Below are 17,187 nucleotides of genomic sequence, written 5' to 3'. Positions count from 1 at the left end.
TTTTGTTTTGGGTTTTTGTAAAAATAGGAAATATAAAGCTACTTTTTAATCTGAGCTACTAATTTCACACATTCAACGGCTTCTTTTACATCGTGAACACGTAAAATATTAGCACCTTTTTGCAGGCAAAGGGTGTTTAAAACAGTAGTTCCGTTTAGTGCATTTTCTGCCGAAGTTTTAAAGGTTTTATAGATTATGGATTTTCGGGATATTCCGGCAAGAATTGGCAATTCCAGCATTTGAAAAAGCTCCAGCTGACTAAGAAGTTCGAAATTCTGGGCTATGTTTTTAGCGAATCCAAATCCGGGATCAATAATAAGATCATTAATGCCTGCCAGGCGTGCCTGTTTTATTTTTTCAGAAAAATAATAAATGATCTCCTGCAGCATATTTTGATACTGATTCAGTTCTTTCATGGTTTTTGGTGTACCCTTCATATGCATCATGATATATGGTACCTGATATTTGGCAATTACCGGCATCATATTTTTATCCAGGTTTCCGCCCGAAATATCGTTAATAATATGTGCACCTGCGGCAATACTTCCTTCAGCTACTTTACTGCGGAAGGTATCAATGGAAAGTAAGGCTTCAGGAAAATTTTTCAGCAGCAGTTCCACCACCGGGATCACTCTTTTAATTTCGGCTTCAACTGAAATATCTCCGGCGCCTGGCCGGCTGCTATACCCCCCAATATCAAGAAAATCGGCTTCTTCCTTCAACATCTTTTCTGCTTTTCTTAAAACAGCATCCTTATTTTCTGTTCTACTTCCGGAGAAAAAAGAATCGGGGGTAATATTGAGGATGCCCATAATCTTAGGTTTTGAAAGATCTATTAGATTTCCCGCGCAGTTTATGGTCATTTTTTTATTTTTAGCTCGCTTTTAAGTCAGAAGAAGCTTTGACTAATTGGAATATTTGCCCGAAATTTACGGAAATTAGTACTCTTTTTATGCAGGATACTTCAAAACAATATGACGCGGCGGTTGAAATCTGCCGGGATTTATTTACCAATAAGATGAAAGATTATGGAAGTGCCTGGCGCATTTTAAGGCTTCCTTCGCTTACCGACCAGATTTTTATAAAAGCGCAGCGCATCAGGAAGCTTCAGGAAAACGAAGTGCGGAAAGTAGATGAAGATGAGAAATCTGAATTTATCGGGATTATTAATTATTCGGTGATGGCCCTTATTCAGCTGGAGAAAGGTTTTGCAGAGCAACCCGATTTAAATGTAGAAGAAGCTACAGCTATTTACGATGAGAAAATTTCGGAAACCAAACAGTTGATGATGAACAAAAATCATGATTACGGTGAAGCCTGGCGTGATATGCGGATAAGTTCATTTACCGATTTGATCCTTCAGAAGTTACTGCGGGTAAAACAAATTGAGAACAATAAAGGAAAAACGCTGGTAAGTGAAGGTATAGATGCCAATTACCAGGACATGATTAATTACTCTGTTTTTGCGTTGATATTGATGCAGCAAGAAGAGTAGCAAAAATAATTATATGAAATTACTTGTTGGAATTGCCCGCGTGGTAGTAGGAGTTCTATTTATTTTTTCAGGATTTATAAAATTAAACGACCCCGTTGGTTTTTCCTTTAAGCTTCAGGAATATTTCAGCCCGAGCGTATTAAATATTGAGGTGCTGATTCCATTTGCATTGGTAATAGCAATATTACTGGTAGTGTTTGAGCTGGTGCTGGGAATAATGTTGCTAATTGGATATTTGCCAAAATTCACTACCTGGTGTTTGCTGCTCATGATTGTGTTCTTTACGTTCCTTACCTTTTATTCGGCGTACTACAATAAGGTTACTGACTGCGGTTGTTTTGGGGACGCTATTCCTTTAACTCCCTGGCAATCATTTACCAAGGATGTTGTTCTTCTGATTTTAATCCTGCTATTGTTTTTCAAAAGAAAATTGATTACACCTGTATTTGCAAGGGCTTCCCATCGCTGGATAATATTTCTATCTTTTATGTTATGTTTTCTTTTTTGTTATCATGTATTAATGCATTTACCGGTATTTGATTTCAGAGCTTATAAAATAGGAGCAAACATTCAGGAAGGAATGGAGGTTCCTGAAGGTGCGCCGGAAGCTGTTTATGAGTATAAGTGGAAATTCAATAATGGTGGAGAAGAAGTAATTATTACCAATAACGGAGAATATCCGCAGCAGGAGGGAGAATTTATAGGAGTTGAAACTGAAATAGTACAGGAAGGTTATGAGCCGCCGATTCATGATTTTTATATTGAAGATAATGGTGAAAATATCACTTCAGAAATACTAAGTGCTGATAAAGTGCTTTTCATTGTAGCTTATAATCTTAAGAGTACGGAGCGGGATGGATACGATGCTGTAAAAACTCTAAGTGATGAAGCTTTGGAAAAAGGATATAAAGTTGTGGGAGTAACCTCTTCCGGAGAAAACCTTCAGCAGCAAATTATTGATAAATATGGATTAAATTTTGAGTTTTATCTGGGAGATGCCACTGCGCTCAAAACTATAGTTAGGGCTAATCCAGGGATTCTGGTGCTTAATAACGGAACCATTACCCAGAAAAAACATTGGTTTGATGCGGCCGATGTGAATTTATAATTCACCAAGGGTTTCTTTTAAAATTTTGATAAAACCATAGCTTAAACCAGGGGTTTTCATCTTATGTAGTTTGTTATCAATATATTTGTAATATTCCGGGTAAATCCGGGGTAAATCAGTTTGTAAAAGTTTTAAAACAGAATCAACCAAATAATTATGAGAAAAAATATTGTAGCCGGAAACTGGAAAATGAACAATGATCTGGCGGAAACCGAAGAATTGCTTTCGCACCTAAAAATGCAAATGGTAAAGGAACCTGAAGCTGAGGTTATGGTAGCCCCTGCATTTACTAATTTGTACAGCACCTTTAAAGCGCTAAAGGATACTCCTGTAAAAGTGGCCGCTCAGAACATGCACCAGGCCAAGAGTGGTGCTTATACTGGTGAGGTGTCGGCTTCTATGTTAAAAAGCATCGGGGTAAATACCGTAATTCTTGGGCATAGTGAAAGACGAGCCCATTTTCAGGAAACAAGCGAAATTCTTGCTGAAAAGGTAAATGCGGCCCTGGAAAATGAAATGGAAGTAATTTTCTGTTTCGGGGAAGAGTTGGAAGACCGTAAAAGTGATAAGCATTTTGATGTAGTGGCAAAGCAACTTCAAGAAAGCCTCTATCAGATTTCTGAAGATGCATGGAGCAAAATAATATTGGCTTATGAGCCGGTTTGGGCAATTGGAACAGGAGAAACCGCTTCTCCAGAGCAGGCGCAGGAAATGCATGCTTTCGTGAGGAAAAATATTGCTGACAAATACAACCAGCAAATTGCTGATGAGGTGTCTATTTTATATGGAGGCAGCGTTAAACCAGCCAATGCCAAAGAAATTTTCGCCAAAGAAGATGTTGATGGTGGCCTTATTGGAGGAGCCAGTTTAAAAGCTGTCGATTTTATGGCGATTGTAAACTCTTTCTAAATGGCATCAAATTATCTTGAATTTATATTTAAGATTGCTCCGGTACAGCCTGCTTCAGAAATTCTTATTGCTGAGCTTGGGTACCTGGGCTTTGAAAGTTTTGTGGAAAATGAAGACGGAGTTACGGCTTACATTCCGGTAGAAGAGTATGAAGATGGTTTATTAGCAAATGTTCATATTCTTCAGTCGGAAGAATTCGAGATTACCTTTTCCCAATCTGAAATAGAACAGATAAACTGGAATGAGGAATGGGAGAAAAATTTTAATCCCATTCTTGTAGATGATATTTGCAGCGTGCGTGCACCTTTTCATCCAAAACCTGAAGCAAATTTTGATATTGTAATAGAGCCAAAAATGTCCTTTGGTACTGGTCATCACGCCACCACCCATATGATGATTAAGCACATCCTGGAGAATGACTGGAAAGGAAAATCAGTATTAGATATGGGATGCGGAACAGGTGTTTTAGCAATTCTTACGGCATTAAAGGGAGCTGCAAGAATTGACGCCATAGACATCGATAATTGGTGTTATATAAATACCCTGGAAAATATTGAACGCAACAATTGTGAGCATATTAATGTGGAAGAGGGCGGAGTTGAATTGTTGCAGGGCAAAAAGTATGATGCAATCCTTGCGAATATTAACCGTAATATCTTACTGGAGGATATGCCCGGCTATGCAGATGCTTTAAATGAAGGTGGGGAAATCTACTTTAGCGGATTTTATACTGAAGACCTTATGATTATTAAGAATGCAGCTGCGGAATTAGGTTTAAGGTATAAAAGTCACCTTGAAAGAAATAACTGGGTTGCTGTAAAGTTTTGTTTTTAAGCTTATTAGAAAGATTCGTATCTTAGAAACGTATTATTACTGAAAAACGATTGAAGATGAGTACGCAAGAAGAAGTTTTAGAAGAAGTAAGTACAAAAGCCAAGGAAAAGAAGGAAAATGAAATTGTACTTTACAATGACGATTACAATACTTTTGATCATGTGATCGAAACGCTTATTTATACTTGTGACCATACACCAGAGCAGGCAGAGCAGTGTTCCTTACTGGTGCATTATAAAGGAAAATGCACTGTAAAAACCGGATCTTATGATGATTTAAAACCTCGCTGTTCCAAGATTCTGGAAGCAGGATTAAGTGCAGAAATTATTTAGTTCAAAAAAATTATCAGAATCTTTTCAAAAGATGAAATAAGCATTATATTTGCAGCCGCTTACCAACAGGCTAGGTATGTAATATAGGTATGTAATAAAAGGCCTCGTGGCGCAACTGAATAGCGCATCTGATTACGGCTCAGAAGGTTCCAGGTTTGAATCCTGGCGAGGTCACTCTTAAGATTAACAAATCTTATCAAAACCGCGCAAATCTAAGGATTCGCGCGGTTTTTTAGGTTTTGGGTAATCATTTAATTTGATTCGATTTAATTTAAAATGTTAGCAATAAGGTTACCTCTAAATTAGAAAGTTAGCATTGCTAACTTTTTGAAGAGCATCCAAATTTGAACAAGTATAGTTGATTTGACTTCATCTATTTTATTAATTTAAAAGATGACAATTATGCGAACTTCAAACACATTTTCAGTTCTTTTCTGGGTAGATCCAAAAAGGGAGGTAAATCATCATGTGATGATTTATGCGAGAATAACCGTGAATCAAAAAAGGGTTCTGGTTAGTCTAAAGCAAAAAATTTCAATTGATTTATGGGATTTTCAAAAGAGGCGGGCCAAAGGCTCTTCTACTAAGGCCAAACAAATAAATCACTACTTAGATTCTGTAAAAGCCAGATTTTTTCATTGCTACCAAGAATTAACTTCGAAGGGAAAAAAGTTACAGGAAAGTTAATTAAGGCTGTTTATCTGGGTGAGGATGAAAATTCTAAAACTCTTCAAAATCTGATTGATTACCATTCCAGGAAAATAGAGAAAACACTGGCTCCGGGAACCATCAAAAACTTCAAGATAACTGAAGGCTACCTCTTTAATTTTTTAAATAAGGAAAGAAAAACTTCGGATATATATCTTAGGGAATTGGATTATAAATTTCTTTGCGATTTTGAAAACTACCTGATTTCTTACTATCCTAAGGATCATCCAAAAGCTATGAGCCATAATACCGCTATGAAACATATCCAGCGGTTGCGAAAAATGGTAACCCTGGCTTATAATATGGAATGGATAGATAAAGATCCTTTCCGCCGTTGGAAAAACACTTTTGAGAAAAGAGAACGGGAATTCCTTTCAGCAAATGAATTGTCAAATCTGGAAACCTATGAATTTCCAATAGAAAGATTGGAACGGGTCCGGGATCTTTTTGTTTTTAGCTGTTATACCGGGATAAGTTATGTAGATGTAATGAAGCTGACCCTAAATAATATTTCCACGGGTATAGACGGCAACAACTGGATTTTCACCAAGCGGCAGAAAACCAAAACCCCTATTAAAGTACCTCTCCTTGAACCGGCGCTGGAGCTAATAAGAAAATATGGCAACCATCCTATGACCATGATAACAGGTACGCTTTTACCTGTGATTACCAACGAGAAATTAAACTTATATCTAAAAGAAGTTGCTATTCTTTGTGGGATTAAAAAGAACCTTACCTTCCATATGGCACGTCATACTTTTGCAACTACTGTTACTCTGAGTAACGGAGTACCTATTGAAACGGGTCTAAGCTCCTGGGTCATACAAAAATTGCGACCACTCAAATCTACGCAGGGTTCTGGAAAATAAAGTAAGTCAGGAAATGAATGCTTTGCGAGAAGTTTTGAGGCAAAAAAATAGCTTTGAAAACTTGAATAAAAAGTCTTCTTCTTAAAGAAGTGTAGTTAAGAAACTTCAAAGTGATCTGTAGGAGGAACATAAGGGATGGGTCAGGATGTTTAAATTCTGATCCATTTTCTACCTTTTTTGGGTTTCAAAATATTTGATCCAAGGCATTAAATTTTTTATAAAGACATTTCTTTTTTTCTTAATTTCCTATTGAACAATTGATTGAAGGTTGATATAAGTGAAAAGCTTGTGGTGGTTTGCTCTTGTAAATGTGTGCCGTGAAAAAGTCCACGGAATTTAAAGTAGCCCATAACTTCTATTTAGAAGCTTACTCATATAGCGTGATTTATAAATCAGCTGTAATTAGATCTAAATCCTATTCAAATCCAAATTAAATTTAATCCTCTTTAGTTTCATTTGTTATGTTTAGGACTGTAGATTTTCCCGTTTATCGTCAGCTGGATCAAATGGATTGCGGTCCTTCATGCCTTAAAATGCTCACTGAATTTTTCGGTAAGAAGTATGATCTGGAATATCTGCGACAAATCTCTTTTCTACAAAGGGATGGCGCATCATTGGGAGCATTAGCGCATGCTTTACAGTTGTTAGGTATAGAATCTGTTGGAATTAAAGCAAATCTTCAGGAATTAATAGCAGAAGTACCTCTTCCTGCCATAGCGCATTGGGAAGGGAACCATTTTGTGGTGATTTATAGAACTAACCGCAAATTTATCTTCGTGTCAGATCCCGCCTATGGAAGAGTAAAATACAGACATAAAGAATTTGTGCAGAAATGGACAGAGACTGAAAGCAGGCAGGGCATTCTGCTCTTAACAGAACCCACGCAGCAGTTTTTTAATGGAGAACCTCCGGAACCAGGAAACAAAGGTGGCCTATGGTTTCTACTCGATTATCTCAGACCTCATAAGAAGTATATCAACCAGGTTCTTCTCGGTTTGTTTATTGCTGCTACCATTCAAATAATGCTACCTTTTCTTACGCAAAGCCTTGTGGATTACGGAATAAATTATGAAGATTTCAGTTTCATCAATCTAATTTTAATTGCTCAGCTTTTCCTGTTTATCACTCGTTCGGCCTCTGAAGTTATAAGAGACTGGATACTACTGTATATAAGCACCAGGGTTAATATTCAAATGTTGTCAGATTTTTTAGAAAAATTATTAGGTCTGCCTATAGCATATTTCGAGTCTAAAACTACAGGAGATTTTATGCAAAGGATCTATGACCATCAAAGAATAGACGAATTTCTTACTGGCCGTGGATTAAGTATCCCTTTTGATATTTTAAGTATTCTTGTCTTCGGACTTGTTCTAAGCTATTTCAGTTCTTCAATTACCTCAATATTTGTGCTCGGCACCATTCTATTTTTCTCTTGGTCTCTGCTATTTATGAAAAAGAAAGAGGTTTTGGACAACCAACTTTTCGATCTCAACAGAAAGGACCAGTCCTTGTTCTTGCAGATAATTCTTGCTGTTTCAGAAATTAAACTCAACAATTCAGAGAAGAGAAGAAAGGGGGAATGGGAAAGTAATCAGAAAGACCTTTTCAGGTTAAAATCCAGAATTTTAAGGGTAGGGCAAACACAAATAAAAGGCAGAAGATTTATTACAGAGTTCACCAGCATCCTAATTATTTTTTGGTCTGCTAAAGAAGTGATAACGGGAGAAATCACCTTGGGAACAATGTTGGCCATACAGTTTATCATAGGAAGCCTCACCTTGCCTGTTTCCAATATGGTGGATTTTCTTTCGGACTACCAAAGTGCCATGCTTTCTTTTAACAGACTATCAGAAGTACACAATCAAACTCCCGAAGAAAATTTTAGAAAGTATGATGAAACTTTTACAACCGGTGATATTCAGCTTAAAGATCTTGTATTTAAATATGGAGAGCCTTCAATAGCTCCTGTACTAAAAAATATAAATATTACCATTCCTCAAGGAAAGGTGACTGCAATAGTGGGTGCAAGCGGGTCGGGCAAAACAACCTCATTAAAACTGCTTCTAAAATTCTATAAACCAACCAAAGGCTTTATAAAGGTTGAGGAAGAACATTTTGAAGATATAAGCACAGCGTTGTGGCGGAGTAAATGCGGAACTGTGATGCAGGACGGATGCCTTTTCAATGATACGCTGGAGCGAAATATTACGGAATCACAACCTGATACACCGGTAAATCATAAGATGCTGAGGAGAGCGGTGGGAATAGTAAACCTGGCAGATTTAGTGGAAAATTCACCACTTGGTTTCCAGACCAAAATTGGAGAAAATGGGCAACTATTAAGTGGTGGGGAAAAGCAAAGGGTTTTGCTGGCAAGGGCGATTTATAAAAATCCGGACTATCTGTTTCTTGATGAAGCTACCAGTTCATTAGATTCTGAAAACGAAAGATTAATTACAGAAGATCTTACTTCATTTTGGAAAAACAGAACAGTAGTGATCATAGCCCACAGATTATCTACCGTAATCAATGCTGATCAGATCCTGGTGATGGAGAAAGGTGAAATAGTAGAAAGAGGAAGTCATCAGGAACTATTAAGTAATAAAGGGGCTTACCATAAGCTGATCAAAAACCAGTTAACGATTTGAAAAGGTGGAGAATTGGAGATCATATAACTACAGGGGTAATTTTTTGGAGATAGAGCCCGGTGGTGTTCTTAGATGGGGCACTAGCGTTCTATTTCTATTCTTTTTATTGGTAATCACATTGGCCGCATTAATTCCTTTTAACCAGGTAGTATCGGGAACAGTAACTGTTACTTCAAAGAATCCTCAAATGAATTTCCTACAGGCTTAAAATTAGGAGCTTCAGTTCAGCCGCTTTACAATCAGTTTTTAGACGAATACCAGGAAAGCATTTTAGAGGCTTCCTTTAATGAAAATAAAGTCATGGAGTGGCAATTACAGGACGATATCCGGAATCAGACTTCAATACTTATATCCAAAGGAGAAGAGCTCAATCTAATGGAAAATGCGCTGGCAGTATCAACTAGGAATATGGACCGCTATAGGAAATTGTATTCAAAGGGCGTTGTTTCCCAGGCTGATCTTGAAAAAGTGGAGTTGGAACATGCTGAAAAGAGCCGGCAATACGTGTTGCTTAAACAACAAATATTACAACTTAATGCAGACAGAAGCAAGGCTACAAGTAACCTTGAGATATTACAGCATTCAGGTTTAAGAAAAATCAGCCAGAATAAAGCCGCATTAGTTTTTGCTCAACGGAATCTTTTGACTTCAATACTGGAGTGGGAAGATGAATATACCATCAAAAGTCCTATTGATGGAAAACTGGCATATAATGAAGTTTGGAATGAACATCAGAATGTTGAAGAAGGTGAAGTGGTGTTTACTGTTGTGCCATTCAGCAGGAATAAATTTTTCGGCAAGTGTACTATTCCAGTAAAGAATGCGGGACAGGTTCGTAAGGGACAACAGGTTTATCTAAAATTAGATAACTATCCGTCCACGGATTGGGGTATGGTTAAAGCCAGGGTCAATTCTATCTCAGAGGTGCCAAGCCGGGGTGTATTACCTTCATATATTGTTTATATGGATATAGAAAACCTTACTACATCCTATAGTAAGGAATTAGTTTTATCTCAGGAATTGGTAGGGACTGCAGACATATTACTTGAGAAAGTAACGCTACTTGAACGGGTTTTTTATCAGTTCCGCCACATTTGGGCCACGTAAATAAGTTCTAAACATGTATCAAATCAGATTAACATATAGAATGTTTTTTATGGCCTTAGTTGGTTTGTTCTTTTTTTATGGATATGCCCAGGATAATGAAATAATAGCAACTTCATGGTCTTATGACCAAATTCATAATCTGGAATCCAAAGCCCTGGAAAACGAAGATCATGAGAGCCTGGAACGGCTGGTGCAGGTACATGTAAAAAAAGCGGCTGCTGAACATAATGTTATTGAAAAAGCACGGGCGTTTTACTATAAAACTATTCTAGAGGAAACTATGCCTGCTCTGATTTATGCAGATTCTATTATCCTGATTACCAAAACAAGTCCTCATCCCAATTATCCTGCATTGGGATACGCCTTAAAAGGACATCTGCATTACCAGGCAGGAAATTTTCAGTTAGCCCTTAATAATTATCTTGAAGCGTACAACCTCTCATTAAAAAAGGACAATGTGGAGCAACAGAGAGAATTTGCACTCGCTATTGCCGCTATCCGGAATATTTACGGGCAGCATTACGCCGCTGCCGAACTCTACAACAAGTCTTTAAATATTTTGAAGACTAAAAAGGATTTTGAAAACACTTACTATGAAGATTATATAACACTGCTTTACAATCTCTCCCTGACACACCTAAGATTACATGCAGTAGATTCGGCCAGATATTACACAAATAAGGGTATAAGTAAGACTTTGGAATTTAATGATAAAGCCAATCTACAGGACTTCATTCTTTTAGATGCCTAGATTAATTATTATGCCGGTAAATATAGTGAAGCTAAGGATACGTTACTTAAGTATGTAGGTGCTCTCGATGGAACAAGTAAAGCAATAAAGCTTTATTATCTCGGTAAGATCGAAGACAAATTGAATAATAAAGATCTTTCTCTCCGGTATTATAGCGACATAGATTCGATAGTAAGCAAAACGGAGGATCCTTTTTCGGAAGTTAAAGACGTATATCATCAGTTGATACTTCATGCCTTGGCTGAAAATGATAAGAAGAAGCAGGTCGAGTACATGGGGAAATTAATAGCGTATGATAGTCTGCATTCAAGAAAACAGGAAAATGTAATAAATGAAGCTATGGTTTCCTATGATATACCTTATTTAAAGCATCAGAAGAAGGAAGCCGAAGTGCAACTGCAAAACAAGCAAAAGATAATTACAAGTGTTGGATTACTTGCTGTTGCTGGTATTATTACCGGATTTTACTTCTACCTACGATCCGTTAGGATGAAGAAAAAATTGAGGCTGTTGCTGGAGGGAGGTATAGCCAAAGAAAAAGTGAATTCAGGTCCAGTAAATGTCCATCCCAGCTCTGTGCCTGAAGATATCAGGATTGATATTTTGGCAAAACTGGAAAAGTTCGAGAATTCAGAAAGATTTTTAGATAAAGATCTGGACATGGCCACATTGGCCCAGGAACTTGAGACCAATACTTCATATCTTTCTGTGGTTATCAATACTTATAAAAATAAAACATTCCCCAATTATTTAAAAGAACTGCGTATTTCAGATGCTATAATTCAACTGAATAGAGATCCTAAGCTATTAAAGTTTAATTACCAGGGCCTGGCAGAAACTTTTGGATTTAGGAGAGGGGAATCTTTTTCTAAAGCTTTCTATAATAAGACGGGAGTCTATCCATCTAAGTTTATAAAGGAGTTGAGATTAAGGAAAGCAGGTGGTCATTTATAAATGGAGGGCAAAGGCTGATGAAATTTATCTCCATTTGTAGTTATTTAGTACTGAGGGAAATTATTAACATTAAAAATAAGCAATCATGAAAAAATCATTAGAAGATTACAGGAACAGAGCAGTAAAAAATATTGATAGGATTAAGGGTGGAGGTGATGGCTCAGTACTTGATCGGGACAAAGTGAGACGACCTAAACCAGGTAAATAGTTATCACTTTTCTTATTCGAAAAATGCCCGGTACACTCCGGGCTTTTCAAATTTCTTAGGATGAAAAAAAGAAATTATTTCATGTTCCTTTGGTGGAGCTTGGTCTCTGCTATCTCAGCTTTTGGGCAGGTAGAGCATGTGCCATTTCAGTATCCCCAGCTTTCAAAACAGGTAAAGACACAAACAAAGTTTAGTGTAGAGCTTAAGGATGATTATTCTAATTTAGAGAATTTGGAGGATAAGGAAGTTGTTGATTGGTTGAAAGCCCAGGATTCCTTAGCAGAAGCTTATTTTGCTAATAATGATCTTATGGAGCATTACCTGGAGAAATTTTCTGACTACCAGAAACTTCAAAATGGAACGATCAGTATGATTGAAGTCAATGAAGCAGGTAATTACTTTTATTTGAAGTATGAGGATTCTTCCAGTATTAATAAGTTATTTTTCAGGGAATATCTTTCAGCAGAAGAAGTTGAACTCTTTGATCCTAAGAACTACAAAGATGAAATTTCAGAAATAACCTATTTAAAGCCATCGTTCAATGGAGAAAAAGTGGCCATTGGTTATAAGAATGATGAAAATTTCGGCTCTTCAGTTATTTTTTTGGATGTGAAAAATAAGAAATTATATAGCGATTTAATTACTAATATAAATCCTGCCTTTGGAGGGATAGAGTGGCTTCCGGACAGTTCTGGATTTATTTATCTGTACTTTCCGGTAGTTGATCAAAACAAGCCTGGTTATAAAAAGAACTCATTTTCTGTTCTTTACAAACTTGGTGATAGCCAGGAGGTAAAGAAAAACATCTTCGGGAATAGCAATACGGTGAATATACCTGCGGATTTTTATCCGAAAGTAAACATCGGTTCCAGCCAGGATAAGTACGTGGTTGGCTATTCGGCTAGCTCCAGTGATTACTATGACGCATATATTGCTAAAATTTCTGATTTGATATCAGGAAAAGCAAACTGGATTCCGTTCTTCACTCAAGAGCAAAAAGTGTTTTATAATCAGGGGGAAGTAAGAGGGGAGGAATTTATTTTCCGGCAGGGCAATGAAAAAGGAAATCATGTAGCCAGCTTTAAAATCAATAATCCTGATTTTGATAATCCTGAGATTTTGGCCAAAGGCACTAAAGATAATCCTATCACCCAGTTCGAAGTAGCAAAAGATAAAATTTATTTCGCCTGCTCTAAATATGGGGTGGAAGTATCCCTTTGGGAAATTAATAATAAAAAGAAAAAAAAGCAGTTAAATACTCCCTTTTCTTCCGGCTACGTCACCTTCTTCGGCGGATCAGTAAATAAAAAATTGATTGGTGTAGAGTTAGACGGATGGACTTCAGATTATACCAGATTTATTATTACGAAAGATGGGGATTTCCGGAAAGAGGGGTTACAGCAAGAAATGCTTTACCCGGAATTTGATGATCTTGTTTCTGAACAAACTATGGTGAGTAGCTATGATGGCGTAGAAGTACCTTTGTCCTTAGTTTACAAAAAAGGTATTGAGCTGAATTCAGAAAATGAAGTCTTTGTATATGTTTATGGGGCTTATGGGGAAAGTATGAGTCCTTTCTTTTCTCCTATCTTTCTGGATTGGGCAGCACGGGGAGGAATTTTGGCATTCCCTCACGTAAGAGGAGGCGGAGAAAAAGGAAAGGATTGGCATAAACAAGGAATGAAAACCCTTAAATATAATTCCTGGAAAGATCTTATAGCCTGTACAGAAGCTTTAATAGAAAAAGGTTATACGCAAAAAGGCTTGGTCTCTTTATACACTGCCAGTGCAGGAGGTATTACGGCTGGAATGGCAGTAAATGAACGTCCTGATCTTTTTTCTTCATTTATAGCTGAAGTACCACGATTAAACCCGCTTGACCTAGAATCATCAGCTACCGTCAGTAGCACCAGCTATCTTGAGTATGGGACGGTGGATGATAACACAGAATTTATAGGTCTGGTCAAAATGGATCCTTATTATAATTTAAAAGAAACCTTGTATTATCCTGCCACCTTAATTATGCCCGCTTCTCAGGATGATCGTATTCCATTATGGGATAGCGGAAAGTATATAGCTAAATTACAAAGTATCTCTACCGGAAATAAACCAGTTTTGATGGATATTGATTACGAGTTTGATCATGATGGCTTAGGTAATTATGATGAAACGGTAAGACTGTACAGCAAAATTTTCAGCTTTGCCAGGAGCAATATGAAAAATGAATCCGACTAAACAATAGTTACTGTTTAAGTGTCTCAACCTTTATCAATTTTCTCCTGCCTAGGTTTCATTAATTGTTCTCAATTTGAATCCTTAGATATTAATTCAACTCTTCATTTATAAATCCTTCGTAAAATTCTAAGAAACTTGTTCTAAAAATTCAACCGTTCATATTACTACTCCTAACTAGTAGGAACGCAATTTCAGTAATGCATTTTATTTATAAATGTTACTATTTGGTTTATAAACTGAAATCTTCCTGATTTTTAAGTTCATTTCTTTTACCTGACATTTAGAGAGTGATAAATGTTATTAGATGGACTTTCTTATTAATAAAGAACAATTTGAAAAAGAGATTCGAAACCTTGAGGAAACTTCCTCATCGCGGTTGCTTGCCTGTAGCCGGATAATTAGATACTGCCGAGAGATACTAGAAGTTTATAGATCGGAATTGAGGGGGCGGAGCTTTAACTCCGTTTCCGAAGAGATTAGCTTTTTCAAGGAGCACAAGCAAATTCCTCTCACCTCCCTTATTTTTTATCTCGAAGTGCGTTCAATAGAACTGGGGCCATCCACTTCAAATAAATACAAAGGAAAACTTCTGCATAAGAAAATAAAAAAAATCAACAAGTTTTTCAGGAAAAACCGGGAGTTCCAGAAGTATGTAGAGCTGGAACAGAATTTTATGGATGAGTTTTACTATATCAGGGGATTTCTCAATAAGCTAGAAGCCCAAGATACTCCTTTATACTGGGATGCAGGATTCAGTACTTCACATGATCTGCTATTAGCCCGTTTTAGAGCATATCAAAAATTACTGCCTTACCTCCAGAGTCAGTTGGTAAAACTTTCCTTTTTTTCACAAGAACCAGTAGAAAGCAATTTGAATTGGACCTCTCCAACAGTCGCTTTAATCGAACTTATTTATGCGCTGCATTTTTCCGGCGCTATAAATAATGGTTCTGCTGATATTATAGCTATCGCAACCGTCTTTGAAAAGGTTTTTAATATCAAACTGGATAATATTTATAAGAAATTCTCGGAAATAAAGGGACGAAAAGGCCGTAGAACAAAGTTTATAGATGAGTTAATCCAACTATTTGAACAAAGATTAAATCGGGATGAAGCATTATAATTTTCGGTATTTGAACGTAACTACGAAAAGTAGCCTCTCTTCTTTTATGTCCGAATCTTTTTATTGTTAAGCCAATATTTTCCTTCAATTTAGGTCAGTTTAGCTTCAATATACACGCATGTTAAATTTCTTCGTAGTTACGGTGGACTGGTGAAATAATTCTTCCCAAACCTGCCAACTTTGAACCAGAAGTCAAATCAACATAATCCCACCGTATCTATGGGGTAGCCAGCGGTGGGATTTAACCTAAACATTTTCATTATGCCAAAAAAAATGATCACAACGGATGATCTGCGGGATTTTAAAATGGAACTATTAGAGGAGATCAAGGAACTCCTATCCCAGCACTCCTCCGGGAACCTCAGGCGATATATGAGATCTTCAGAAGTAAAGGCGCATCTGCATATAAGCACGGGGACTTTACAAACTCTTCGGATCAATGGAACACTGCCGTACGTAAAAATAGGAGGCATTATTTACTATGATGTGGAAGAGATCCATCGGATCATGACAGAGCACAGGATTGATAATATTTATTAGGTATGAATTACATAAAGCACCTAAATGGAGTTTTTGAACGATTTAATGAGGATCAGCGGCTAAATCCTTCGCATGTCAGCATCTATTATGCCTTGTTTCAGTACTGGAATGTATTCAGGTTTCGAAAACAATTTTTTGTTCAAAGGGAGGAGATCATGCAGGCCTCGAAAGTAGGTTCACTTTCAACTTACCATAAGTGCATCAGGGAACTAAGCGAGTGGAATTATATTCTATACATGCCATCTAAAAATCCCTTAAAAGGAAGCCAGGTTAAGATGTCCATTTTTTGGACATGTGATGAACAAGTAGAGGATGAGCAGTCAACTTCAGGTGGACAGCAACTCAATAAGTTTGAAACTTTCTTAGAACAAGTAGCAGAAGAGTATGTGAAGAGTGGCGAAAGAGCTTTGGTATATAAAACAAACAATATTAAAGATAATAAACCCATAAAACCTTTATGGCCAAAAAGTGAATTTGAAGTTGTAGAATTTTTTAAAACCAGATCCTGGCCGGAAACAGAAGCTTCTAAGTTTTATCACCACTACGAAGCCGTGGGTTGGAAAATTGGCGGAAATCAGGATGTGGTAAACTGGAAAACGCTCTCCCAGAGGTGGATGAAAAAAGCTGAAGAGATTCAGAAGCAGCAGAAACTAAAAGATCCGGATCATTTGAAAATTCAAAATTATAAGAATTATGGAGAACCCCTGTGAAATAACTGAAGGCGGAGTGACCTACAGGATCGCGAAACTCAAAGGGAGAGAAATCTTATATGATTTCCCCTTAATGCAGGAATACCTGGAGGCAAAAGGAAAAATTATGTTCGGGAACAGGTTTCATTTCTACAAGGAAGATGAGCCACTGCTTTATAAGCTTTGTAATTACATTATCGCTGAAAAAGAAAAATGTGAGAAGTTCAAACTTGATCCCGCAAAAGGAATTCTGCTTTCAGGACCCGTTGGTTGCGGGAAAACCAGTTTTCTCAAACTGCTACGCTACCTGGTGCCACATCAAAAGCAATATCAGGTAATTCCCTGCAGAAATATAGTTTTTGGCTTTAACCACGTAGGATATAAGACCATTGAAGATTATGGTAACAGCAGCTATTTATGTTTTGATGATCTTGGAGTGGAACCAACAGGGAGGTTCTTTGGTAAAGATTGTAATGTAATTGGTGAAATCCTTCTCTCCCGCTACGAGCTTTTCCTAAATCACAAAGTTAGAACCCATATGTCCACAAATTTAAACGCGGGAGGACTGGAAGAGAGATATGGCAAAAGGGTAAGAAGCAGAATGCGCCAGCTTTTTAACCTGGTATCGTTTGATGATAAATCGGTGGATAAGAGGAGGTAAGGGTGGGTGTTTTAAA

Annotated in this window: 18 protein-coding genes and 1 tRNA gene; 18 read left to right on the top strand and 1 reads right to left on the bottom strand. The window is 37.2% G+C overall.

Going from position 1 to position 17,187, the window contains the following annotated elements:
* Positions 1–38: 38 nt before the first annotated feature.
* Positions 39–863, bottom strand: coding sequence for a dihydropteroate synthase (gene folP, locus RM539_RS14535; RefSeq protein WP_311504144.1), 825 nt, complete (start codon positions 861–863; stop codon positions 39–41).
* A gap of 89 nt (positions 864–952) precedes the next feature.
* Between folP and RM539_RS14530 the strand changes: the two genes are divergently transcribed.
* The 18 genes from RM539_RS14530 (at position 953) to RM539_RS14445 (ending at position 17,171) form a co-directional block, all read left to right on the top strand.
* Positions 953–1,495 (top strand): DUF1599 domain-containing protein, encoded by a 543-nt coding sequence (locus tag RM539_RS14530; RefSeq protein WP_311504143.1) that lies wholly within the window; start codon positions 953–955, stop codon positions 1,493–1,495.
* Between the two features lie 13 nt (positions 1,496–1,508).
* On the top strand, positions 1,509–2,603 hold the full coding sequence (locus RM539_RS14525; RefSeq protein WP_311504142.1) for a BT_3928 family protein: 1,095 nt from the start codon (positions 1,509–1,511) through the stop codon (positions 2,601–2,603).
* A gap of 156 nt (positions 2,604–2,759) precedes the next feature.
* A complete protein-coding gene (tpiA, locus tag RM539_RS14520; RefSeq protein WP_311504141.1) occupies positions 2,760–3,512 on the top strand; it encodes a triose-phosphate isomerase in 753 nt (250 codons plus the stop codon).
* On the top strand, positions 3,513–4,346 hold the full coding sequence (gene prmA / locus RM539_RS14515; RefSeq protein WP_311504140.1) for a 50S ribosomal protein L11 methyltransferase: 834 nt from the start codon (positions 3,513–3,515) through the stop codon (positions 4,344–4,346).
* A 56-nt stretch (positions 4,347–4,402) separates the two neighbouring features.
* On the top strand, positions 4,403–4,678 hold the full coding sequence (locus RM539_RS14510; RefSeq protein ID WP_311504139.1) for an ATP-dependent Clp protease adaptor ClpS: 276 nt from the start codon (positions 4,403–4,405) through the stop codon (positions 4,676–4,678).
* 100 nt (positions 4,679–4,778) lie between these two features.
* A tRNA-Arg gene (locus RM539_RS14505) sits at positions 4,779–4,852 on the top strand.
* Positions 4,853–5,071: 219 nt separating this feature from the next.
* Positions 5,072–5,365 carry an Arm DNA-binding domain-containing protein gene (locus RM539_RS14500; RefSeq protein WP_311504138.1) on the top strand — a complete coding sequence of 98 codons (294 nt, stop codon included), beginning with the start codon at positions 5,072–5,074 and terminating at the stop codon, positions 5,363–5,365.
* The gene (locus RM539_RS14495; RefSeq protein WP_311504137.1) at positions 5,317–6,255 is read left to right on the top strand and encodes a site-specific integrase; all 939 of its coding nucleotides are present in this window, start codon (positions 5,317–5,319) and stop codon (positions 6,253–6,255) included. The genes RM539_RS14500 and RM539_RS14495 overlap by 49 nt, the downstream gene beginning before the upstream one ends.
* Before the next feature lie 461 nt (positions 6,256–6,716).
* A complete protein-coding gene (locus RM539_RS14490) occupies positions 6,717–8,903 on the top strand; it encodes a peptidase domain-containing ABC transporter (protein ID WP_311504136.1) in 2,187 nt (728 codons plus the stop codon).
* A gap of 300 nt (positions 8,904–9,203) precedes the next feature.
* The gene (locus RM539_RS14485; RefSeq protein ID WP_311504135.1) at positions 9,204–10,010 is read left to right on the top strand and encodes an HlyD family secretion protein; all 807 of its coding nucleotides are present in this window, start codon (positions 9,204–9,206) and stop codon (positions 10,008–10,010) included.
* Positions 10,011–10,059: 49 nt separating this feature from the next.
* Complete coding sequence (locus tag RM539_RS14480) at positions 10,060–10,761, top strand: hypothetical protein (protein ID WP_311504134.1); 702 nt, start codon at positions 10,060–10,062, stop codon at positions 10,759–10,761.
* Positions 10,762–10,881: 120 nt separating this feature from the next.
* Positions 10,882–11,715, top strand: a complete 834-nt coding sequence (locus RM539_RS14475; protein ID WP_311504133.1) for a helix-turn-helix domain-containing protein — start codon at positions 10,882–10,884, stop codon at positions 11,713–11,715.
* Between the two features lie 85 nt (positions 11,716–11,800).
* Complete coding sequence (locus tag RM539_RS14470) at positions 11,801–11,923, top strand: hypothetical protein (RefSeq protein ID WP_311504132.1); 123 nt, start codon at positions 11,801–11,803, stop codon at positions 11,921–11,923.
* A gap of 60 nt (positions 11,924–11,983) precedes the next feature.
* The gene (locus RM539_RS14465; RefSeq protein ID WP_311504131.1) at positions 11,984–14,158 is read left to right on the top strand and encodes a prolyl oligopeptidase family serine peptidase; all 2,175 of its coding nucleotides are present in this window, start codon (positions 11,984–11,986) and stop codon (positions 14,156–14,158) included.
* A gap of 304 nt (positions 14,159–14,462) precedes the next feature.
* The gene (locus tag RM539_RS14460) at positions 14,463–15,281 is read left to right on the top strand and encodes an RteC domain-containing protein (protein WP_311504130.1); all 819 of its coding nucleotides are present in this window, start codon (positions 14,463–14,465) and stop codon (positions 15,279–15,281) included.
* Between the two features lie 261 nt (positions 15,282–15,542).
* Positions 15,543–15,821, top strand: coding sequence for a helix-turn-helix domain-containing protein (locus RM539_RS14455; RefSeq protein ID WP_311504129.1), 279 nt, complete (start codon positions 15,543–15,545; stop codon positions 15,819–15,821).
* A 2-nt stretch (positions 15,822–15,823) separates the two neighbouring features.
* A complete protein-coding gene (locus RM539_RS14450) occupies positions 15,824–16,531 on the top strand; it encodes a hypothetical protein (RefSeq protein WP_311504128.1) in 708 nt (235 codons plus the stop codon).
* On the top strand, positions 16,515–17,171 hold the full coding sequence (locus RM539_RS14445) for a P-loop NTPase family protein (protein ID WP_311504127.1): 657 nt from the start codon (positions 16,515–16,517) through the stop codon (positions 17,169–17,171). Before RM539_RS14450 ends, RM539_RS14445 begins: the two co-directional genes overlap by 17 nt.
* The last annotated feature ends 16 nt before the right edge of the window (positions 17,172–17,187 follow it).

The organism is Autumnicola musiva, from assembly GCF_031846585.1.
In the GTDB taxonomy this organism is placed as follows: domain Bacteria; phylum Bacteroidota; class Bacteroidia; order Flavobacteriales; family Flavobacteriaceae; genus Autumnicola; species Autumnicola musiva.
This window is presented reverse-complemented; position numbering and strand designations above follow the sequence as displayed.